The following is a 22,942-nucleotide window of genomic DNA, read 5'->3' as shown; positions in this document are numbered from 1 at the left end:
ATGAAGGGTGGGCAACAAATGGCAATTATACAGTTTCCAAAAGACTTTAAATGGGGAGCGGCAACGGCTTCTTATCAAATTGAAGGTGCAACAAACGAAGATGGTAGAGGGGTATCGATATGGGATACCTTTTCTAAAACTCCGGGGAAGGTACATAATGGAGACACCGGAGACGTAGCGTGCGATAGCTACCACCGGTATGAAGAGGACGTAGAGCTAATACGTGATTTGGGAGCAGATGTGTATCGCTTTTCTGTTGCTTGGCCAAGGATTTTCCCTAATGGTACGGGAGAAGTTAACCAAAAAGGAGTCGACTATTATCATAAATTAGTAGACTCGTTGTTAGAAAAAGGCATTGAACCAATGTGTACTTTGTATCATTGGGATCTACCACAAGCCTTACAGGACAAGGGTGGTTGGGATAACCGCGAAACAATCGAAGCTTTCGTTCAATATGCCGATTTCATGTTTAAGGAATTTGATGGCAAGATAAAAAAATGGATTACGGTTAACGAACCTTGGTGTTCCTCGTTCCTGTCGAACTATATTGGAGAGCATGCACCAGGGAATCAGAACCTCCAATTAGCGACGGATATAGCGCATCATTTATTGGTTGCTCATGGCCGTGCGGTGAAACAATTTAGAGACAGCAATATAGAAGGCGAAATTGGTTATGCTCCAAATGTTACTTGGTTTGAACCATATAGCACGAAACAACAAGATATTGAAGCGTGCAATCGAGGTAACGCTTGGAATTTAGAGTGGTTTTTTGATCCTGTATTTAAAGGGAGCTATCCTTCCTTCATGGTTGAATGGTTTAAAGAAAAAGGAGCTACTCCTACCATTTTAGATGGCGATCTCGAAATTATTTCACAACCAATCGATTTTCTAGGGATAAACTATTACACGGGGAATGTAGGGCGTTATAAAGAGAATGAAGGGTTATTTGATTTAGAAAATATAGATATGGGATATGACAAAACAGATATAGACTGGTTTATCTATCCGGAAGGTTTTTATAAAGTTCTGGTCAAAATTAAAGACCTTTACGGCAATGTTCCAATATATATTACCGAAAATGGCGCGTGTTATAATGAGGAGCCTGAAAACGGGGAAGTCGCCGATCATAAACGAATTGACTACTTAAAGACTCACTTAACGGCATTGAAGCGAAGTATGGATTCTGGTGTAAATGTAAAAGGATTCTTATATTGGTCGCTAATGGATAACTTTGAATGGGCTTTAGGGTATAGTATGCGCTTTGGCATTGTGCATGTGAATTATGAAACTTTAGAAAGAACCAAAAAAGATAGTTACCACTGGTTCGGTGAAACGATTCAGAACGGTGAATTTACATTGTAATCTAAATAGAGAGGTGAGCGCTAAGCTACTTAGTGTTCGCTTCTTTTTTGATGCTGATCTTTTAATAGGTGTTGCATTTTCATATTCAGTATTTGATCAACTGGATGAATTGTTTCAATTACTTAATCAATATGTGATAATATTACGTTTAAAGGATTTTAGAAAGTTTTATAGAATGTTATCGGAACAGTATTATTAGGAGGATTTGCATTATGGAGTTTATTACTACTTTGTTCAATTCGCATTATGACCTATACATTCGTTTGGGTGTAGCCACTTTTATAGGCTTCTTTATAGGCTTAGAGAGAGCGATAAAAAATAAACCAGCAGGAATCCGGACGCATATTCTAGTTTGCCTAGGATCCACTCTAGCAATGGCGTTGTCTTCTCTAAACCAAGGAGCATATATGGATCCGATGCGTTTAGCCGCACAAGTAATTAGTGGTATTGGGTTTCTTGGAGCAGGTGTCATATGGGTAGATAAGGATAATGTAAAGCGGGGTCTAACTACTGCGGCTAACCTTTGGATTACTGCTTGTGTAGGATTAACTATTGGTTATGGTGCATATGATTTAGCGATCATAACAGTTATTTTAATGTTCATCGCAATGAATCTTCCAAAGTTGGCGGTGAAACTAGGTATACTCCCTTCTCGAGGGAAAGAAGAAGAAGATAGTGACGGCGAATAAATGGAACAAAAAATAGGTATATGATAGGTAAACTGTCATCACTGTTAAAAACAGTGATGACAGTTTTTTTATTTGAATAGAAATATTTGAGAAGAAAAGCAGGAATTTCAAAGGTTTTAAAGTGATGATAAATAGAAAGTAAAATATATTCAGAAAATTGTGTTGACATCTAATCAAAAACGAATAAAATGAATATTATAAGTTATGTTAGCTTTTCTTACATCATAAGATAGTTAAGCTGACATTAGAAAAGGAGAGATGAAAATGGAAGATGTAATGTATTTGATGAACAGCGTATGGACCATGATTGCTGCAATTTTAGTTATATTTATGATTGGTGGATTCATATTATTGGAAGCTGGTTCGACGAGAATGAAAAATGCTGGCCACGTTGCTGGTAAAACAATATTTACATTTGGTTTAGCATCAATGGTGTTCTGGGCAGTAGGTTACGGATTTATCTTTGGAGGCGATGCGAACTTCTTCGTAGGTATGACAGACTTTTTCTATAGTGGAGAAATTATAGAAGGAGCTGGTCTTGCCACAACAGTATTCTTTGTTTTCCAGTTAGCATTTGCTGGTATCGCGGTAACGATTGCATTAGGTGGATTTGCAGAACGTGCAAAATTATCCGCATATGTAATTTTCACCATTCTTTTTGGAATAATCGTTTATCCTGTAATTGCTCACTGGGTATGGGGTGGAGGATGGTTGGCTGAACATGGTAAACAGGATTTTGCCGGCTCCACTGTAGTTCATTTAACTGGTGCGATGGCTGCCCTTGCAGCAACAATGATTCTAAAACCGAGAATTGGGAAGTTCAATAAAGACGGTTCGGCAAACAATCTTGCAGGACATAACCAAGTTTATACAGCACTGGGAGTACTAATACTTTGGGTTGGTTGGTTTGGATTTAATGCTGGAAGTACTATTTCTGTAGATGCTGCATTCTTTGGATATGTTGCATTAAATACAACACTGGCTGCTGGAGCAGGCGCGGTGGCTGCCACATTAATATCATGGGTAGTACTAGGTAAATCAGATATTCCTACCATTTTAAACGGTGCTTTAGCAGGATTGGTCGCTATTACAGCTTCTTGTGCATTCGTAGATGTTTGGGCGTCTGTAGTCATTGGTTTAATCGCAGGAGTATTAGTATTCTATAGCGCTAGATTTTTTGAGAAGCGAAAAGTGGATGATCCAATTTACGCATTATCTGTTCATGGGGCTGCTGGGGTATGGGGCACATTATCTACTGGTTTTTTTGCAACACCAGAGCTTGCCTCTGTTGGTAAACCTGGATTATTTTACGGCGGTGGATTCGATCAGTTAGGAGTTCAGCTTATGGGTGTGGTGTCTTGTGGGTTATTTGCATTCGTAGTTTCCTATGCTATTCTCTTTATAATGAAAAAAGTCATGGGTGGTATTCGTGTAACAGAAGAAGAGGAACTAATGGGCCTAGATATGAGCGAACATGGCAACTATGGTTATCCAGAACAAATGATTTTAGAAGAATCTAAATCACTAAATTAAATTGAAAAAGCCTCTATTATTTAGGGGCTTTTTATATAAAAGGGCGTGAACTTGTGGAAACGTATGAATCTATTCGAGAATGGAAGGAACTAAATATTACAAACTTCCTAGATGACATCGTTTCTCTCAATGATTTTCATGATCGGGTGATGCTTAAAGTATTGGAAGTAGCATCTAAGAAAATGGAAATTGGTTCAGCTCCATGTGATTTTTCTTGGTTTATAACTGGTAGTGGAGGACGGTTAGAACAAGGGTTAATCAGTGATCAGGATCATGGGGTTATTTATGAAAAGTCTAATGCTGTAAATGATCTGTATTTTCAGGTGTTTGGAGCAGAAATTTCGAAAGGTCTCTATGAAGTAGGTTATCCATATTGTGAAGGTAAAGTGATGAGCTCCAATCCTATGTGGTGCAAGTCATTTGATAATTGGTGTGCACAACTCCAGGAATGGGTGAAAGATGAAAGTTGGGAAACGATTCGTTACCTTCAAATTTTTTATGATGCTAGGGTACTGCATGGCAAGGGGGAATTCATGCATCAATTAAAGTCATTCATTTATGAATACCAACTACAGCATCCTATTTTACTAAGTCGATTTTCTGCTAACGTAGAACATGTTAAAAATGTAATTGGTCCAGTTGGCCAGCTATTAGTGGAAAGGCATGGATTATATCACGGATGTGTAAACTTAAAATATTCGGGATTCTTACCATATGTAAATGCCATTCGACTTTTATCAATAAAAGAAGGGGTAATGGAAACTTCCACTTTAGCTCGCATGAATAAACTAATTAAGATGCAAAAATATAGGAGCTTACTAAAATATAGTGATAGGAATTTTGTGGATTTATTAACCTATCGTCTGTCCTTATCCCAAGTAGACAGCTATTCTGATACACACTATTTACACATTGAAGAACTGAACAAGACCGAACAGAAAGGTATTAAACGGATTATTAAAGGTGGTATTAAATTACATCGAGAAGTAATTGCGATGACGAAAAAGGGTGGCCATAATGGCATTTGAACCATTCATGCAAATACTAAGAGGTATTCAAGGGAAACGGTCAAATGTCGGTATAGGGGATGTTCAGAACGCGCAACAAATGGCCTTTCTAAGAAATCTGCAAAAAGAAAAGAAGAAAGAAGATACTCTAAAAGTTCCGTTAGATGAGCTGGATGTGGTCGTGTTCGACATTGAAACGACTGGCTTTAAACCCGAACAAGGCGATGAGATTATCTCCATTGGTGCCATAAAAATGTGTGGTTCTTTCATTCAAGAAGATGCTGTTTTTTACTCGCTTATAAACACTGGTAAAGAAATCTCTACGGAGGTAGTTAATTTAACAGGGCTTACAAACGAAAAATTAAAGGAAGCCAGACATGTTGGGGATGTACTAATCGAATTCCTAAAGTTTGCAAAAGACTGTACACTTGTAGCACATCATGCGAATCACGAAAGAAATTTTCTGCAATACACCAGTAATAGAGTATTCCACACCCCCTTTAAGCAAAGAATAGTGGATACGTCTTTTCTTTATAAAATTGTAGAACCCCATATTCAATTAAGTTCTTTAGAAGATTTGTGTAAACATAATGCCATTCCAGTAATAGGAAGGCACCATGCATTAGAAGATGCAAAAATGACCGCCAAGCTTTGGAGCCTCTATCTGGAAAAAGTTAAAATGCTAGGCTGCGATACATTACAAGATGTATACGATCATTTTGCAAGAATATAAATGCACGACAGGAGAAATAGCCTGTCGTGCTTTTTTTTATGGGAATAATATCTTTTTAAAACTGAACTGCGCGAAATTCCAACTACCCCGTTTAAATTCCCACTAAATCTAATAATCCTTCGCTGTCGATACTTTTTCATAAAATAAAAGTTTCCGAAATAAATTTCTGAAACATTCTTGGTCTATATTGTCCGATAAACAATATGTTCTAACTCATTTATTGGAAATACGGTTAGAATAACTTGTCCAAGAATATGAAAGTTAGTTCTTTTTTAATAGGTATATTGAATATACTTTGCTAAGTACTTAGTAAAATATTGTTAAAAGGAGAACAGCCCCTGGAAAGTTTGGATCATACATTTTCTGAACAGGATACGCCGGTTTTTTATCGACGATTTGGTAAACGGATATTTGATGTGTTAGCTAGTTCATTGCTACTCGTTTTATTATTTCCAGCTATTATATGTTTGACTATTATTCTATTTATATTCACAGGTAGTCCTGTTTTTTACAAGCAAACTAGGGCAGGATTACATAATCAATCCTTTATAATTTGGAAATTTCGAACAATGTATACAGAGGATATTGAGTCTAGCTCTCATCAATATGAATGGAAAGATGAAGTGCCACAAAACTTTGCTTTTACAACACCACCAACCTTAATAATTACAAAGCCGGGGAAATTTTATAGGAAATATAGTTTAGATGAAATTCCACAGCTTTGGAATGTCTTAAAAGGTGATATGAGTTTAATAGGTCCTAGGCCAGAAATCATTGAAATTACTAATCATTATTCTCCTACCCAAAAGAAACGCTTATTGGTAAAACCAGGTATCACAGGTTATGCGCAGGTGAATGGTCGTTCCGCAATCACACATGGAGAAAAGGTAAAACATGATTTATTTTATGTCAAGCATTGCTCTCTGTTGCTTGACCTGAAGATCATAATACAAACAATTTTTATAGTAGTTACGGGAAAAGGAGCTTGGTGAATAAATCTAGGGAGGGAGGAGTAGGGCGTGCTAGTTGATATTCATAATCACATTTTACCAGGTTTGGATGATGGCCCTAGGACTATCGAAGAAGCTCTATTACTTGCAGAAAATGCTGTTGCTAATGGCATTACGCATGTTATCGCAACCCCTCATCATTTAGATAGAAAATATCGTAATTCTACCTTAGAAGTTAAAGCGGCAGTTGCAGGTTTATATAGAGAGCTGATACAAAGAAATATAAAATTGAAAATTCTACCAGGGCAAGAGATTCATTTATCAACAAATGTACTGATGGAACTTGAAAAAGATCTTCTCACGCTCGCAAATAGTGGTAGGTATTTATTGATTGAATTTCCAAATGCTTATATACCAGCTGATACTCTAGATGTTATCTACAAAATACAGCTAAGAGGATACATCCCGATCATTGTACACCCAGAAAGAAATAGAGTTCTTCGAAAAAACAAACAGTTACTTTACGAATACATATGTAAAGGAGCTCTTGTTCAAATTACAGCGTCTAGTTTACTCGGTCATAATGGTAGAAGTTTAAGAAAGTATACGAAAGAGCTTATCAAACATAATTTAGTGCACTTTATTTCATCGGATGCTCACCATTATTTAAAAAGACCGTTCTTATTAAAAGAGGCATTGGAATATGTCAAAAGAGAGTTCTCCGAAAGTCATGCTAGTTATTATTGTGAAAACGCAAATCATATCGTATATGGTACGGAGATTCAGCCTTTACTACCTATTAGTTTTAAAAAATATTATTATATATAACTTCAAATTGGATGTAATTTAAATGGACAGGTATAAGGAGGGATCATTATAGCGCAAGAAGCAATTAACTTACAAGAAGTATTCAAAATTATAAAGAAACGTTTTGCACTTATTATTACAATATTAGTTTTATCTATGACGATTGCTGGTACTTTTAGTTACTATTACCTCACCCCAATATTTCAAGCATCGACTCAAATTCTCATAAATCAGAAGGAATTCGATCAAAATCAATTTAGTAGTCAGGATATTAATACAAATCTTCAATTAATCAACACTTATAATGTCATTATTAAAAGCCCAGTTATTCTTTCCAAAGTTATTGATAACTTGAATCTAAAAACAACGCCAGAGTTACTTAATCAACAAATAATAGTGTCTAGTGAACAAAACTCACAGATTGTAAACGTTAGAGTAGAAGATCCTGATTTACAAGAGGCCGTCGAAATTGCAAATATGACAGCTAAAGTTTTTCAAGAAGAAATTATAGCTTTAATGAATGTCGATAACGTTAGTATTCTATCACCTGCAGTATTCACTAAGGATACGCTACCTATAAAGCCAAATCTAATACTTAATGTAGGGATAGCCGCAGTCATAGGCTTAATGATTGGAATTGGAATAACCTTTCTAATGGAGTATTTAGATACTTCAATAAAAAACGAGCAGGATATTGGAGAGTTACTAGGTCTACCAATATTAGGTCTTATCAGTCCTATTTCAAATAAATACCTAAAGAAAACAAAAGAACCTAAGTCACTCCATAGAAAGAGGGCAAAAAACCTTGTTTAAGAGAAGGAAGAAAGTTAAACCGATAGCTCGAAAACTTGTGACAAGCTCAAATCCACAAACAATTATTTCTGAACAATTTCGTACGGTACGGACAAACATAAAATTTTCCATGCCAAACAGAGAAATTAAAACAATTCTATTTACTTCTTCATCTATAGGAGAAGGAAAGTCCACAATAGCAGCGAATGTTGCCATTGTATTTGCGCAAGAAGGAAAAAAAGTACTCCTCATCGATGCAGACTTGAGAAAGCCGACTATGCATTATACATTTCTTAAAACAATTACTCCAGGACTAACTAATTTACTAACAAGTCATTGGAATCTAAACCAAGTAGTAAAAGAATCGGGAGTAAATGGATTAGATCTCATTACAAGTGGACCAATACCCTCCAACCCAGCAGAGCTTTTAGGACTGCCTTCCATGGATATGTTAATCACAGAAGTAAAAGAGAAATACGATATCATCATATTTGATGCTCCACCAATATTGTCCGTTTCAGATGCACAAGTCCTCACAGACAAATGTGATGGTACTATTCTAGTTATTAGCTCAGGTTCTACAGAAAAAGGTAATGCTATTAAAGCAAAAGAAGTACTCCAGGCTTCCAAAGCAAACATATTAGGAACTATTCTTAACAATTATAAAATTGGAAAAGATCATTATTATTATCAGTATTATGGGTGAAGTAGAAAGAGATATGAAACCAACGACTGATATTAGGAGAAAATATTAACGTTAGAATACTTTACCGATACTTATAATTATACTTAATTAATTGCATTTGCAGAAACCCCTATATTGACCTCACGCTACCAACTTAAATATTTTACAAGTCAAAGGTATCTGACATGCTTTAAGACTAGAAATTTTATCAAAGTCTTTTCACCATACATTTTGTTCTTTCTTTCAAATTTAAGCTAGGAACCATTGGATTTACGCAGTAGTAATGAACCCTTATCTTTCATTGCTTAATATGTATTACTTAGCAAGAAAGATTTCCTATTCGAGCTTAGAGCTGCTAAAAGATATTATGCATCTTCATTATTCATGGGGATTTACGTTTATGCAATAGCTCCATTTTTAATTCAATAATGATTGGGATATTGTACAAATTGGACTACCCAAACTTTTGAAGATCAAAGAATCAGAGATTATATATGGATTAATAATTTCACTATTACAAAAGACAAAAATATAGATTGGGGAAGATATATGAATTTGCTGTTAACATCTGCGGGCAGAAGAGGTTATTTGGTTAACTATTTTAAAGAGGCTCTAGGAGATGGAGGCGAGGTACATGTAGCGAATAGTGTAAATTCCACTGCAATGATGTATGGAGACAAATCTGTCATAACACCACTTATTTACGATGAAAACTATATTCCTTTTTTAAAAAACTATTGCCTGGTAAATCACATTGAAGCAATCATTCCCCTATTCGATATTGATCTTCCAATTCTTACAAACAATATAAAAGTATTCAAAGATATTGGCGTTAATGTAATTGTTTCTAATAAAGAGATAATTAATATATGCAATGATAAATGGGAAACATATAAATTTCTTATTACCAATGACTTTCAAACTCCTAAAACTTTCTTGAAAGTTTCAGATGCACTAAATGCAATTGAACAAGGCAATATAAATTTTCCACTAATAATTAAACCTAGATGGGGCATGGGTTCCATTTCTATTTTTGATGCTGATAATTCTAATGAGCTAGAGGTATTATTTGAAAAGGTTAAAAAAGATATTCAAGATTCGTTACTGTTATATGAATCAAATCAGGAAAATCAACTTTCGGTACTTATTCAAGAAAAATTAAGTGGACAGGAATATGGATTAGATATAATTAATGATTTGAATGGAAAATACATGAATACGATCGTTAAGAAAAAATATGCAATGAGATCCGGAGAAACAGATATTGCTGAAACGTCTAAGGATGAAGCTTTAGAGCTTGTCGGTAAAAGTCTAGCAACTTTTACCAATCATATCGGAAACTTAGATGTTGATGCTTTCGTAGTGGATGGAGTTTCTTATATTTTGGAAATGAATGCACGAATCGGTGGTGGATATCCATTTAGTCACTATGCAGGTGTAAATCTCCCAAAAGCAATTGTATCATGGCTAAAACAAGAAAAAGTAGATCCAGCTATATTGAAAGCGAAAATTGGGGTGATTGGCTATAAGGATATCCAAATTATTGGTGAAGATCCTGTTAGTAGTATGCAAAAATATGAGGAGGCTATCCCATTATAGAAAGTAAGTTTAAGGAACCTATATATATCACTAGACCACTTCTTCCAAATCTTCAAGTCGTTTATAAAAAATTGAATGAAGTGTGGGAAAGTAAGTGGCTAACTAATAATGGTCCTCAACAGATTAACTTGGAAAAAGTATTAAAAGATTATTTGCATGCAGAAAATTTGTCATTATTTAATAATGGCACATCCGCCTTACTCTTAGGTTTAAAATCTTTAAACCTAACCGGAGAAGTGATTACTACTCCATTTACTTTTCCCGCAACAGTCCAAGCACTCGACTGGAATAATTTAACCCCTGTATTTTGTGATATAGATCCCACAACACTTACCCTAGACACAGCAAAAATCGAACCCCTCATTACGGGAAAAACTTCTGCTATCCTTGGTGTTCACACATTTGGAAATCCATGTGATGTAGAACAAATTCAATTAATCGCAAACAAATATAAACTGAAAGTAATTTATGATGGAGCCCATACTTTTGGGACAAATTATAATAATAATCCTATTAGCGAGTATGGGGATATGACGATGTTCAGTTTCCATGCAACAAAACTTTTTAATACTGTCGAAGGTGGAGCATTGACTTTTAAAGATAATAGTTTAGTTGAAAAACTGAACCTCCTAAAAAATTTTGGAATAGCAAATCCAGAGGAGGTCGTTCTTTCAGGTCTAAACGCAAAGTTAAACGAAATTCAGGCAGTAATTGGACTTGAAGTATTAAAGCTTGTGGAAACTGAACGCAATAAGAGGCATGAAATAAAAAGAACATATGAATCGTACTTGAAAGACGTACCCGGTATTAACGTGTTGACGAAATTAGAAGGCGAAAGCAGTAGTTATCAGTATTTTGTCATTCAAATAGACGAAGAGTTATATGGTAAATCAAGAGATTGGCTTCACGAGAAATTAAAAGAATTCAATGTGTTTACACGTAAATATTTCTATCCTCTTTGTAGCGATTTTCAATGGTACGATCATTTGGAATCTGCACGAAAAGAAAATCTCCCTGTAGCACAAAAAGTAGTTACACAAGTATTGGCCATGCCGTATTATGGAGAATTACAAAAAGAGGCAGTGGAGAAAATCTGTAAAGTGATTCGTGATTGCGTATGAAAGGAATAATTTTAGCTGGTGGATCTGGTACAAGACTTTATCCACTCACAAAAGTAATTTCAAAGCAAATGCTGCCAGTTTACGATAAACCAATGATTTATTATCCTCTCTCCGTATTAATGCTTGCAGGAATAAGAGAAATATTAGTCATCTCAACTCATAGAGATATAGAAGGATTTAAAGAATTATTAGGTGATGGAAGTAAGATTGGCATGAAATTGTTATATGCTATCCAGGAAAATCCAAGTGGTCTTGCTGAAGCTTTTATTATTGGAGAGGAATTTATTGATAAATCATCTATAGCTTTAGTTTTGGGAGACAATATCTTTTATGGTTCTGATTTTGGAAATACTGTGCAAGAAGCAGCGAACTTATTAGAAGGTGCTATAATTTTTGGTTGTTTCGTGAAAGACCCAAGAGCGTATGGTGTTGTAGAAGTGGACGAAAAAAACAATGCAGTTTCCATTGAAGAAAAGCCAGATAATCCGAAGTCCTCCTATGCAATACCTGGTTTATACTTTTTTGATAATAAAGTTACGGAAATAGCAAAAAAAGTAAAACCTTCTGAACGAGGAGAAGTTGAAATAACTTCTGTAATTGATGAATATCTTCGTAAAGGAGATTTAAAAGTGAAAATTATGGGTAGGGGCTTAGCGTGGCTCGATACTGGTACCCATGAGTCACTCCTAGAAGCGTCCAATTTTGTAGAAGCCATTCAAAACCGTCAAGGATTATACGTTTCTTGTATTGAGGAAATTGCATTTCGAAGGAAGTATATATCGAAGCAACAATTGCTACAACTTGCCGAACCATTAATGAAGACAAATTACGGAAATTATTTGGTTGATGTCGCGAATTCCAATAGATCATAAAGGGGATTATGATGAATATTTTAGTTACAGGCGGAGCAGGATTCATCGGATCCAATTTTATTAGACATATGCTCACAAAATATAATTACATCATAGTTAATCTGGATTTATTAACGTACGCCGGAAATCTCCGGAATTTAGAAGATATCGAAAACACAGAAAGATATCACTTTGTGAAAGGAGATATTCGAAACCGGGAACTACTAACTAAACTCTTTCATCAATTTGATATTCAAGCCGTTGTCCATTTTGCAGCAGAATCTCATGTGGATAAAAGTATTGATGATCCAGAAATCTTTTTAAATACGAATGTGGTAGGCACACAAGCTTTGTTGGATACAGCAAAACAATATTGGAAGGTCAATAAATCAGACAAATACTGCATCGACTACAAAGAAAACGTTAAATTTATTCAAATTTCTACGGATGAAGTATACGGTACTTTAGGAAAAGAAGGATATTTTACAGAAGAGACAAGTCTCTCGCCGAATAGTCCCTATTCAGCATCTAAAGCATCCGCGGACATGATGGTACGTGCTTACTATGAAACATTCAAACTACCGGTAGTTACTACAAGATGCTCGAACAATTATGGCCCATACCAGTATCCTGAAAAATTAATTCCACTTATGATCCATCATGCATTACATGAAATGCCTTTGCCGGTATACGGTGATGGTAAACAGATAAGAGATTGGTTGCATGTGGAAGATCACTGCTCTGCAATAGACACTGTCCTTCATAAAGGCAAGATTGGAGAAGTGTACAACATAGGCGGAGACAATGAGAAAGAAAATATAGAGATGGTCAGAACAATTTTGAGCTACTTAAACAAAAGCGAGGACTTAATCAAATATATACAAGACCGTCTTGGGCATGACAGAAGATATGCAATCGATAACACCAAGATTACGAGAGATTTGGGCTGGGCTCCATCATACTCCATTAATCATGGAATTGAAATGACAATTCAATGGTATGTGGAGAATAAAGAAAGGATGGATCTTATATACCGTAGTCAAATCAAAACGTTAGCAGATCATAGTAAAGGAGGGGAGCATTGATGAGTGTGGCAATCATGCAACCTTATTTTTTCCCTTATTTAGGGTACTGGCAGTTAATAAATGCAGTAGATCGGTTTATTCTCTACGACAATATAAAATTCACAAAAAAAAGTTGGATTCGTCGAAATAGAATACTATTAAATGGTGTGGATTCGTTATTTACTTTACCTGTAAAACACGATTCAGATTCACTTGATATAAGAGAAAGGGTATTGTTCGATTCATTCGATGTAGAACGAGAGAAAATTTTAAAAAAAATTAAAGATGCGTACAAAAGAGCTCCGCAATATCACAATGTCTTTCCAATTATTGAGGAATGTTTTAGATATGAAAGCAAGAATCTTTTTCAATATATTCACCACTCAATTGTTACTGTAGCAACTTATTTAGAAATTGAAACATCAATTATTATTTCTTCCAATATTGAAATGGATCATTCGTTAAAAAATAAAGATAGAGTCATTGCTAATTGTATTGCACTGTCAGAGGATACTTATATTAATCCTGTAGGTGGAGTAGAGCTATATGATAAAACATATTTTCTTGAAAATGGAATTAATTTGCACTTCATCAAAATGAGATCATTAGATTATAAACAGTTTGAGAATGAATTTATCTCTAATCTTTCAATTATCGATGTGTTGATGTTTAATTCCAAAGAAGAAGTAAAAAAAATGTTGAAGCAGTACGATTTAATTTAAAAATGGAGTGTAGAAATTGCATTAGATAATGTTTCTATGAGGATCAGCAGAGTAGATTATTGCAATGAATACTATCGGGTAAGTACACGGATAAAAAAGCCATATTAGAGCTTGTATGTAAAAGAACCTAGATAGAACTTGTTTCTTATTCATCAGAGCATGCAACAGAAACGGCAGTTTATGTAGGCGACAAGCTAAACTTACCATCGAATTCATATTAATCAGTATTAATCTTATCAAATAAAGTATGTTTAGAGATTTGTTATTATTAGTGGTGTCTTAAATGTAGATATGGTGTTCGATTAAAATAGTAGGTTATTCTTAAATTTAATTCTTCTGAAGAGCTAAAATTTTATATGAAAAATATGAAGCAATATATAAGTATTCAATTGATATGATATATTATTATTTCAGTTAAAAAGGGGTTATATATGCAAAGTATTCAAAATGATAGCTTAGAAAATCTTAAGCTACTAAAGGAAAAGTATGGTGAATCATTTTATTTGTTTGACGTAGAAAAATTGAGAAGGAATTATTTGAATATGTTTTCAGCGTTTAGCAGTAGATATAACAATTTCATTATTGGATATTCCTATAAAACAAATTATTTGCCTACAGTTTTAAAAGAAATATCTCATTTAGGCGGCTTTGCTGAAGTTGTCTCCAGATTGGAATATGACCTAGCCCTGAAAATAGGAGTAAATCCACAGAAGATTATTTTTAATGGTCCTCTTAAGTCAAAAGATGATATAGCGTTAGCATTAGAAAATGAAAGTATTATTAATCTTGATTCGTTTTATGAAATCGATATTGTAAAAGATTATGTTCTCCAGAATAATAAAAGAAATTATAAGGTCGGATTAAGGGCAAACTTTGAAATTACTATTGATGGAATGAATCCAATTCAAGATGGATTTGTAAAAAGCAGATTTGGTTTTTGTGTGGAAAATGGAAATTTTGAGAAAGCTTTAAGTGAGTTAGTTGGTATAGATAACCTTGATATCGTTGGTCTTCACGGACATATATCTACCCAGACAAGGAGCTTAAAAGTTTATGAGAAAGTTACACAAACATTATGCGATCTTTCAAAAAAGTATATAGCAAGTACACTTGAATACATTGATGTTGGTGGAGGTTTCTTTGGGAATGTACCAAAAATAATGAATCTAAAAAATGTCCCAACCTTTGATGACTATGCTATTACGATCTGTTCTATTATGAATAAAGAGAAAATACATTTTATAAAAGAACCATGTTTAATAGTAGAGCCAGGATTAGCTTTAGTAGTAGATACTTTTAAATTTTATTGTCAAGTAGTTGACGTGAAGAAAAATGGTGATGAATATTTTGTGCTAGTTAATGGAAGTGTTCATAATATAAAGTCAGAATTAAGCAAAAAAAATACATCTATGGATTTTGTCAAAACAAACCAAGGAGATTACCAGATAGGAAATTTCAATGTTGTTGGTTATACATGTATGGAAAGAGATTACTTGATGACTGATTATATTGATGATATTCCTAAACCTGGTGACTTCCTAATTTTCAACAATGTAGGTGCCTATTCAATAGTTTTGAATCCCCCTTTCATTAAGGAGAGACCACCAATCATCGCTAGGACAGGAAGCCAAATTAGTATTGTTAGAAAGAGAGAAAAGTTAGATGATTTTATAAATAGTAATATCTATATATATTAATCCTTGTTTAAATTTGAAGTTGTATACAAAAGTTAATTTCTAGGAATCGTAACATTATTATATCGTGGGAGAACGTTAGAAAGTATTAGTTACAGGAGCAGCAGGTTTTATCGGTTCATATGTTGTATAAGCATTAGTTAAGGAAAAAACTTCAGTGATTGCATTAGATAATTTATCGACAGGTAAAGCAAATAATTTAGTAGTTGATGTCCCGTTTTATAAGATGGATATTACAAACGATGGGTTAGAAGATGTATTTCGAATCGAACAACCAGACTATGTAATTCATTTAGAGGCGCAATCTTCTGTCTTAAACTCGATAACTGATCCAATGGAAGATTGTCAATCAAATTTAGTTGGGACTCTTAATATTCTAAGGTTTGCTAAGCAATATGAGGTGAAGAAATGTATTTTTTCCTCCACAGCAGCAGTCTATGGAAATCCTACTATATTACCAGTTGTAGAGGATAGTAAACTTTCTACTCTTTCATTTTATGCTTTATCTAAACTTTCAGCGGAAAAGTATGTAAAGTTATATGAAAATCTATTTGGTTTAAAAAGTTGTATACTTCGTTTTTCTAATGTTTTTGGTCCAAAGCAAAATGGAGGAGTCATCACTAGTATTATGAATCGATTATTAACCGGGAAAGATCATTATTTTCAGCAGTATTATGGGTGAAGTGATGGACAAATAGTACATGTAATGGTGGGGAGATGACAATATGTTAATACGTGTAGAAAAAAAAGGGAGATTAGTAATTGTAATAGGCATAAATAGCAATATTAAGTTCTGGAAGATGAAATCTGTATATTTCAGATTAATCTATTTTAAAAATAAAGGTATCGAACATAGTTATGCAACAAGATAGCTCTTTAAAGAAGAGGACACTAAGAGGATTGTTTTGGAGTGTCACAGATTTATTCGCAAATAATGGAATTCAGATTGTTATTCAAATTGTACTCGCTAGACTCTTATTACCAGAGCACTTTGGAGTTATCGGTATGATCGTAGTATTAATTGCTATTTCAAACTCTTTAATTGACTGTGGTTTTTCTCAAGCTCTAATTAGAGATCAGAATACAAGTCAGAAGGATTATTCTACAGTGTTTCATTTTAACTTTTTCATTTCTATATTAATTTATTTTATTTTATTTATTAGTGCTCCTTCAATCAGTATATTTTTTAAAACTCCCCAATTATTAGAAGTTATACGTGTAATATCAATAACTTTGATTATAAGTTCATTGGCAATAATTCAAAGAGTAAAGCTTACTAAAGCCCTTAACTTCAAAACATTAACTAAGATAAATATCATAGCATTCTTTACGGCTGGTAGTATATCCATTTCGATGGCATTCCTAGGTTTTGGAGTTTGGAGTTTAGTTATTAATATGATGGTTGTTCAAACTATGCAAACTTTATTATTATGGTACATTAATCGATGGATTCCTTCATTAACGTTTAACATAAGATCATTTAACAAGTTTTTTAAATTTGGATCTAAACTACTGCTTTCTGGAATTATAGATTCCATTTATACGAATCTATTTTTTTTAATTATTGGAAAGTTTTACACTGCTTCTCAACTTGGATATTATACAAACGCAGTAAAAGTTAGAGATATGGCTTCCCAATCTATTGTAGTTACGATAGAACGTGTAACTTATCCAGTATTAAGTAGTGCTCAAGATGAACGTGAAAGATTGAAGGCCATATTTAGTAAGATGATTAAGATAAGTAGTTTTGTTAATTTTCCACTAATGGTAGGTGTAGCTGTTATCGCAACTCCGCTATTTCAACTGCTATTTGGTGAAAAGTGGCTACCTTCAGTACTCTATTTTCAACTGTTGTGCATAGCAGGAATGTTATATCCTATTCACGTTTTAAATCTTAATATTCTTCAAGTCAAAGGAAGATCAGACTTGTTTTTACTTCTAGAAATCTTAAAAAAAGTAATGATAACTATATTAATTTCTTTAGCACTGTATTTGAACCTTGGCATCTTGGGATTAATTTGGACGGCCATTATTGATTCTTTTATCTCTTTATTTATAAATACGTATTTTTCTGCGAGATTAATAGATTATTCTACTAAAAATCAATTTAAAGATTTAGCACCGATGTTTTTCATTTCCATCCTAATGGGGGCCTTAGTTTTTTTAGCTGGTTATATCCTACCAAACTTACCTTTTATCAAGTTAATATGTCAAATTTTCATCGGGATTATAGTTTATATCATATTTAGTAAAATCTTTAGAGTTAAACAATTAAGTGAGGTGTATCAATTAATACACCCGTTTATTTTAAGCTCAAAAAAATGGACAATAGATAAAATATCATTTAAAGGAAATATATAAATATTACGAGAACCACTATTAAATAACTTAGGAGGTTGTTAATAACGAAATAATGTTTAAGGAACCTATATATATCACTAGACCACTTCTTCCCTATGGTAAATTAAATGAAGTGTGGGAAAGCAAATGGCTTACTAATAATGGTCCTCAGCAGATTAACTTGGAAAAAGTATTAAAAGATTATTTGCTTGCAGAAAATCTGTCTTTATTTAATAATGGCACATCCGCATTACTCTTAGGTTTAAGAGCTTTAAACCTAACCGGAGAAGTTTACTACTCCATTTACTTTTCCCGCAACAGTTCAAGCATTAGATTGAAATAATTTAACGCCTGTTTTTTGTGATATAGATCCCACAACACTTACCCTAGACGCTGCAAAAATCGAACCCCTCATTACGGAAAAACTTCTGCTATCCTTGGTGTTCACACATTTGGAAATCCATGTGATGTCGAACAAATTCAATTAATCGCAAACAAATATAAATTGAAAGTAATCTATGATGGAGCCCATACTTTTGGGACAAATTATAATAATAAGCCTTTAGCGAGTATGGGGATATGACGATGTTCAGTTTTCATGCAACAAAACTATTTAATACTGTCGAAGGCGGAGCATTGACTTTTAGAGTCAATAGTTTCGGGCGGTAATTGGACTTGAAGTATTAAGGCTTGTGGAAACCGAACGCAAGAAGAGGCATAAAATAAAAAAGAGCATATGAATCGTACTTGAAGACGTATCCGGTATTAACGTATTGACGAAATTAGAAGACGAATGCAGCAGTTATCAGTATTTTGTAATTCAAATAGACCAAGAGTTATATGGTAAATCAAGAGATTGGCTACAGGAGAAACTAAAAGAGTATAACGTATTTACACGAAAGTATTTCTATCCTTTATGCAGTGCCTTTGAATGGTACCAACATTTAGAATCTGCTCGAAAAGAATTTAATGTTATTGGTTATACATGCATGGAAAAAGATTATCTGATAATTGACCAATATGGAGAAATCCCTAAAGTTGGAGAATTTATAATTTTCCATAATATAGGTGAATGCACAAAAGTCCTTAATCCTCCTTTCATTAAAGAGGGAGCTCCAATATAGCTAAAGTAGAGAGCCAATATAAAATAGTTAGGAAGAGAGAGACATTAGATTATTTTTCAATAGTAATGTTTATGTATAGTAATTAAACATACAGGAGGTTCTCAATCAATGAAAATCCTTATTACAGGTGGAGCAGGATACATCGGTTCCCACACTGCTGTTGCTCTACTCGAAGCAGGTCATACTGTGGTTATTGCAGATAATCTTTCTAACAGTAAAGAATGGACAATAAAGAAAGTTACACAAATAATGAGTAAAAGAATTACTTTCTATAATATAGATGTGACTGATGAGGAAGCTGTGGAAAACATCTTTTCAAACCATCCTATCGAAGGTGTTATTCATTTTGCTGGTCTTAAGGCGGTAGGGGAATCTGTTGAAAAACCATTAGAATATTACTATAACAATTTAGTTAGTACGATGGTTCTTGCTAAAGCTTGTCAAAAATATAAGGTAATGCGATTCGTGTTTAGCTCATCAGCGGTTGTGTATGGTGAGAATCAAGTTCCATTTGTAGAAACAATGGATCTACTACCAACTACTAACCCTTATGGAGAAACGAAAGTCATGAGTGAGCGAATTTTGTTTGATATAGCAAAAGTGAATCCTGCTTTCTCGGTCTCGGTGCTTAGGTATTTTAATCCGATAGGAGCTCATGAAAGTGGAATAATTGGTGAGCTACCTAATGGTATTCCAAATAATTTGATGCCCTATCTAACTCAAGTTGCTAAAGGTAAATTAAAAAAACTTCGTATTTTTGGGAGCGACTATCCTACAGTTGATGGAACAGGTGTTAGGGACTATATTCATGTGATGGATCTGGCTGAAGGCCATGTAGCGGCACTAGAAAATCTCACAACAGGTATTCATTTCTATAATCTGGGTACCGGTCAAGGTACTAGTGTACTAGAGTTAGTTAATGCTTTCGAACAAGCGTCTGGTATAAAAATATTATATGAAGTCGTAGAACGAAGACCTGGCGATATCGCATTATGCTATGCAGATGTAGCGAAGGCAAAGAAAGATCTTGGATGGACTGCGAAACGTGATATTACAACAATGTGCCGAGATTCATGGAGATTTGAGAATAATTATAAGGATAGATAACCCCCAAATAATAAAGTAGAAGCAACAGTGATATTAACAGAAAATAGACCCTGTAAATTAGCTTTTACTTTGAAGGGTCTATTGGTCTGGTCTATTTATCTGTAGGATCTTTTGTATTCCCACTATAGTCTCTTTAATAAACCTCTTATATTGAATAATTCATTTTCTTCAAGCATATAGATTACAATGAACCCTTTTGAAAAAGTAGTTTCAATGCTAAAAGGGAGGGCACAGTATCCCACTGTCTGAAGAAAAAAGAAAAACTTGAGCGATAATTCGCAATCTTAATGCAGAATTAATGGATAGGAGAGTAGAGGTTCTTTATGGATAGTTTAAAATACTCTGTCTTAATGTCCGTTTACTACAAAGAAAAACCTGATTATCTAAGAGAAAGTATCCTAAGTATGTTACATCAAAGTATTATACCTGATGAAATTGTAATAATTCAGGACGGCCAACTGACTGATGAACTAGAGAAAGTATTGGAAGAGTTTAAAGATAATCATATTATAAAGATTATATTGATAAATGAAAATGTTGGGTTAGGAAAAGCTTTGAATATTGGATTATCTAACTGTAGAAACGAAATGATAGCTCGTATGGATACAGATGATATTGCGGATAAAGAGAGATGTGAAAAACAATTAAATTTATTTATAAAAGATAAAAATTTAAGTGTAGTTGGAACGGCAATAGAAGAGTTTATAGATGATCCAGATTCCCCCATTAGTTATAAGCGTGTGAAAACTGAAAATGATGAAATTAGGAAACAGATAAAATATAGAAATCCAATAGCTCATCCTAGTGTGATGTTTAAAAAAAACGATGTAATAACAGCAGGTAATTATAAACCTTGGCATTTTAATGAGGATTATTATTTATGGTTAAGAATGGTTCAGCATGGTTTTACTTTTAAAAATATTAATGAGCCTTTAGTAAAAATGAGAGTAAATAATGAAACTTATTTAAGAAGAGGAGGTTGGAACTATTTTATTAACCAAAGGGGTTTGTTCGGTTATATGCTCAAGAATAATTTAATTAATGAATTCGAATATTTATTTAACAATATAATTTCCTTTGGGACTCGAGTTTTGATGACAAACAATATGAGGAAATTTGTATATTTAAGAATATTAAGGAGTAAACAATGATTGAAAAAAAACTTCATTACGTCTGGATGGGTAAAGGGATTAAATCAGAACTAATAATAAATTGTATCAATAGTTGGCAAGAAAATTTAAGAGATTATGAAATAATTGAATGGAATGAAGAGAATTTTGATATTAAATCTAATTCATATGTTAAAGAGGCATATGAAAATAAAAAATGGGCTTTCGTATCTGATTATGTAAGATTATATGCCTTATACAATCATGGTGGTGTTTACCTAGATACGGACATGGAGATTATAAAGCCAATCGATAAATTTTTGAAACATAGTGCTTTTAGTGGTTTTGAAAGCACAAAGCATATTGGTACGGGAATAATTGGTGCTCAGAAAGGTCATCCATGGACGAAAGAGCTTCTAAAATATTATGAGAATAGATCCTTTTATAAAGATGATGGCAGTTTAGATCTAACTCCCAATGTAATTCATATAACAAGCACGACAATAGATAAGTTTGGTTTAAATTTAACTAATAGATACCAAGAATTAAAAGAAGATTTACACTTATACCCTAAAGACTTTTTCAGTCCTAGTGATTATGGAGATAGTGTGAAACAAAAGCAACATAAAATTACAGATAACTCTTATTGTATTCACCACTACAATGGATCATGGCTAACTTTAAGAGGTAAAATTAAAGTGTTAATTATAGGTCTATTTGGAAACAGCTTATAAAACGTTTAAAGAATAATATAAAACGAGGAATTAAATGTTCAAAGATATCATGTATATGACTAACTATTTTGCAATCAGTTGGATATTTCTCTCGTTTACTTGGTTATTTGTAAGCTTATTCTTCCGCGTAAAAAATCATAGAAGTAACTTCAAGCTATGCATTTGTATAACAATTATATCTTTCTCTATCCTTGCATTTAATTATGAACCAACAAAATACACAGATTTATATAGACATTATGAAGTACTCGATTTAATGAGATATTATGGTGCTTCTTTTTATTACTCACATGAAATAATTACGTCATTTTTATTTAGTATAGTCTCTAAAACAAATTACAATGAATTGTTGCCTTTTCTGATTACAATAATTCGCTATAGTTTGTTTTTTTATCTGTTATATAAATACATCAACACATTTAAAATCGATAGTTACTCAACTAAATTGTTTATTTATTTTCATTTTGCCTTCTTTCCTTTAATTGAATCAATATCTGGTATAAGGTATTATTTTTCAATTACAATTTTAGCTTATGCAGTGGTAAGTGAATATTACTTTAAAAAAAATTTACGAAATAAAATATTATCATTTGTTCCAATATTAATCCACGTATCTTCCAGTATGTTTTTGTTTATTAGATTAGTGAATATAAGGAAATTTCATTTGTTTATTAAGATGTTGTTACTAACATGGACGTTTTATTATTTGGAAATTGCAAAAATAATACAAAATATTGGTCTGGGTTTTACTAATACTCTAGCCAACTTGCTAATACTTTATATTGAAGAAGAAAGAGTAATAAGTTTAAGGCTTACAATCGCAAGACTTTCAATACTTGTGTTGATAATTACTATGTTTTGGTTGTTAAAGAATAGAGATAGAGAAATGTTCTTAAATAACCAGAAATACTATAACTTT

At 33.4% G+C, this 22,942-nt stretch carries 22 protein-coding genes and 2 pseudogenes; all 24 read left to right on the top strand.

The features are described 5' to 3' along the window. The first annotated feature begins 18 nt into the window (after positions 1-18). Positions 19-1,362, top strand: a complete 1,344-nt coding sequence (locus tag MHI40_RS13825; protein WP_340763109.1) for a GH1 family beta-glucosidase — start codon at positions 19-21, stop codon at positions 1,360-1,362. Between the two features lie 212 nt (positions 1,363-1,574). Then, a complete protein-coding gene (locus MHI40_RS13820) occupies positions 1,575-2,051 on the top strand; it encodes an MgtC/SapB family protein (RefSeq protein ID WP_093537723.1) in 477 nt (158 codons plus the stop codon). 264 nt (positions 2,052-2,315) lie between these two features. After that, positions 2,316-3,584: an ammonium transporter gene (locus MHI40_RS13815; protein ID WP_093537724.1), complete on the top strand. Its 1,269-nt coding sequence runs from the start codon at positions 2,316-2,318 to the stop codon at positions 3,582-3,584. Positions 3,585-3,637: 53 nt separating this feature from the next. Next, positions 3,638-4,612: a DUF294 nucleotidyltransferase-like domain-containing protein gene (locus MHI40_RS13810; RefSeq protein ID WP_340763108.1), complete on the top strand. Its 975-nt coding sequence runs from the start codon at positions 3,638-3,640 to the stop codon at positions 4,610-4,612. Further along, on the top strand, positions 4,602-5,324 hold the full coding sequence (locus MHI40_RS13805) for an exonuclease domain-containing protein (protein WP_340763107.1): 723 nt from the start codon (positions 4,602-4,604) through the stop codon (positions 5,322-5,324). Before MHI40_RS13810 ends, MHI40_RS13805 begins: the two co-directional genes overlap by 11 nt. A gap of 317 nt (positions 5,325-5,641) precedes the next feature. Next, positions 5,642-6,316: a sugar transferase gene (locus tag MHI40_RS13800; RefSeq protein WP_340763106.1), complete on the top strand. Its 675-nt coding sequence runs from the start codon at positions 5,642-5,644 to the stop codon at positions 6,314-6,316. Positions 6,317-6,343: 27 nt separating this feature from the next. Continuing rightward, the gene (locus MHI40_RS13795) at positions 6,344-7,102 is read left to right on the top strand and encodes a tyrosine-protein phosphatase (RefSeq protein ID WP_340763105.1); all 759 of its coding nucleotides are present in this window, start codon (positions 6,344-6,346) and stop codon (positions 7,100-7,102) included. Between the two features lie 48 nt (positions 7,103-7,150). Further along, a complete protein-coding gene (locus MHI40_RS13790; protein ID WP_340764524.1) occupies positions 7,151-7,894 on the top strand; it encodes a YveK family protein in 744 nt (247 codons plus the stop codon). Further along, complete coding sequence (locus tag MHI40_RS13785; RefSeq protein WP_340763103.1) at positions 7,887-8,579, top strand: CpsD/CapB family tyrosine-protein kinase; 693 nt, start codon at positions 7,887-7,889, stop codon at positions 8,577-8,579. The genes MHI40_RS13790 and MHI40_RS13785 overlap by 8 nt, the downstream gene beginning before the upstream one ends. A 528-nt stretch (positions 8,580-9,107) precedes the next feature. Then, positions 9,108-10,157 (top strand): ATP-grasp domain-containing protein, encoded by a 1,050-nt coding sequence (locus tag MHI40_RS13780; protein ID WP_340763102.1) that lies wholly within the window; start codon positions 9,108-9,110, stop codon positions 10,155-10,157. A 71-nt stretch (positions 10,158-10,228) separates the two neighbouring features. Beyond that, entirely contained in the window at positions 10,229-11,278 is a 1,050-nt protein-coding gene (locus MHI40_RS13775; protein WP_340763101.1) for a DegT/DnrJ/EryC1/StrS family aminotransferase, read from the top strand. Further along, entirely contained in the window at positions 11,275-12,150 is an 876-nt protein-coding gene (gene rfbA, locus MHI40_RS13770) for a glucose-1-phosphate thymidylyltransferase RfbA (RefSeq protein ID WP_340763099.1), read from the top strand. Before MHI40_RS13775 ends, rfbA begins: the two co-directional genes overlap by 4 nt. An 11-nt stretch (positions 12,151-12,161) precedes the next feature. Next, the gene (gene rfbB, locus MHI40_RS13765; protein ID WP_340764522.1) at positions 12,162-13,214 is read left to right on the top strand and encodes a dTDP-glucose 4,6-dehydratase; all 1,053 of its coding nucleotides are present in this window, start codon (positions 12,162-12,164) and stop codon (positions 13,212-13,214) included. Further along, complete coding sequence (locus MHI40_RS13760; RefSeq protein WP_340763098.1) at positions 13,214-13,915, top strand: WbqC family protein; 702 nt, start codon at positions 13,214-13,216, stop codon at positions 13,913-13,915. The genes rfbB and MHI40_RS13760 overlap by 1 nt, the downstream gene beginning before the upstream one ends. 431 nt (positions 13,916-14,346) lie before the next feature. Beyond that, entirely contained in the window at positions 14,347-15,612 is a 1,266-nt protein-coding gene (locus tag MHI40_RS13755; protein WP_340763097.1) for a diaminopimelate decarboxylase, read from the top strand. Between the two features lie 145 nt (positions 15,613-15,757). Continuing rightward, positions 15,758-16,291, top strand: a pseudogene (locus tag MHI40_RS13750) (NAD-dependent epimerase/dehydratase family protein); the annotation flags it as partial. Between the two features lie 43 nt (positions 16,292-16,334). Further along, a complete protein-coding gene (locus MHI40_RS13745; protein ID WP_340763096.1) occupies positions 16,335-16,481 on the top strand; it encodes a hypothetical protein in 147 nt (48 codons plus the stop codon). Continuing rightward, positions 16,468-17,970, top strand: a complete 1,503-nt coding sequence (locus MHI40_RS13740) for a lipopolysaccharide biosynthesis protein (protein ID WP_340763095.1) — start codon at positions 16,468-16,470, stop codon at positions 17,968-17,970. The genes MHI40_RS13745 and MHI40_RS13740 overlap by 14 nt, the downstream gene beginning before the upstream one ends. Positions 17,971-18,022: 52 nt before the next feature. Continuing rightward, entirely contained in the window at positions 18,023-18,292 is a 270-nt protein-coding gene (locus tag MHI40_RS13735; protein ID WP_340763094.1) for a DegT/DnrJ/EryC1/StrS family aminotransferase, read from the top strand. Between the two features lie 22 nt (positions 18,293-18,314). Then, positions 18,315-18,618 (top strand): annotated as a pseudogene (locus MHI40_RS23425) (DegT/DnrJ/EryC1/StrS family aminotransferase). Positions 18,619-18,722: 104 nt separating this feature from the next. After that, positions 18,723-19,073 (top strand): DegT/DnrJ/EryC1/StrS family aminotransferase, encoded by a 351-nt coding sequence (locus MHI40_RS13725; RefSeq protein WP_340763093.1) that lies wholly within the window; start codon positions 18,723-18,725, stop codon positions 19,071-19,073. A gap of 108 nt (positions 19,074-19,181) precedes the next feature. Further along, positions 19,182-20,180 carry a UDP-glucose 4-epimerase GalE gene (gene galE / locus MHI40_RS13720; protein ID WP_340763091.1) on the top strand — a complete coding sequence of 333 codons (999 nt, stop codon included), beginning with the start codon at positions 19,182-19,184 and terminating at the stop codon, positions 20,178-20,180. A gap of 323 nt (positions 20,181-20,503) precedes the next feature. Beyond that, on the top strand, positions 20,504-21,331 hold the full coding sequence (locus MHI40_RS13715; RefSeq protein WP_340763090.1) for a glycosyltransferase: 828 nt from the start codon (positions 20,504-20,506) through the stop codon (positions 21,329-21,331). Continuing rightward, a complete protein-coding gene (locus MHI40_RS13710; protein ID WP_340763089.1) occupies positions 21,328-22,023 on the top strand; it encodes a glycosyltransferase family 32 protein in 696 nt (231 codons plus the stop codon). The genes MHI40_RS13715 and MHI40_RS13710 overlap by 4 nt, the downstream gene beginning before the upstream one ends. The last annotated feature ends 919 nt before the right edge of the window (positions 22,024-22,942 follow it).

It is taken from the genome of Psychrobacillus sp. FSL H8-0510 (genome assembly GCF_038008345.1).
GTDB classification, from domain to species: Bacteria; Bacillota; Bacilli; order Bacillales_A; family Planococcaceae; genus Psychrobacillus; species Psychrobacillus psychrotolerans.
Note: the sequence above shows the minus strand (reverse complement) of the source record. Positions and strands in the feature narration are given on the sequence as shown.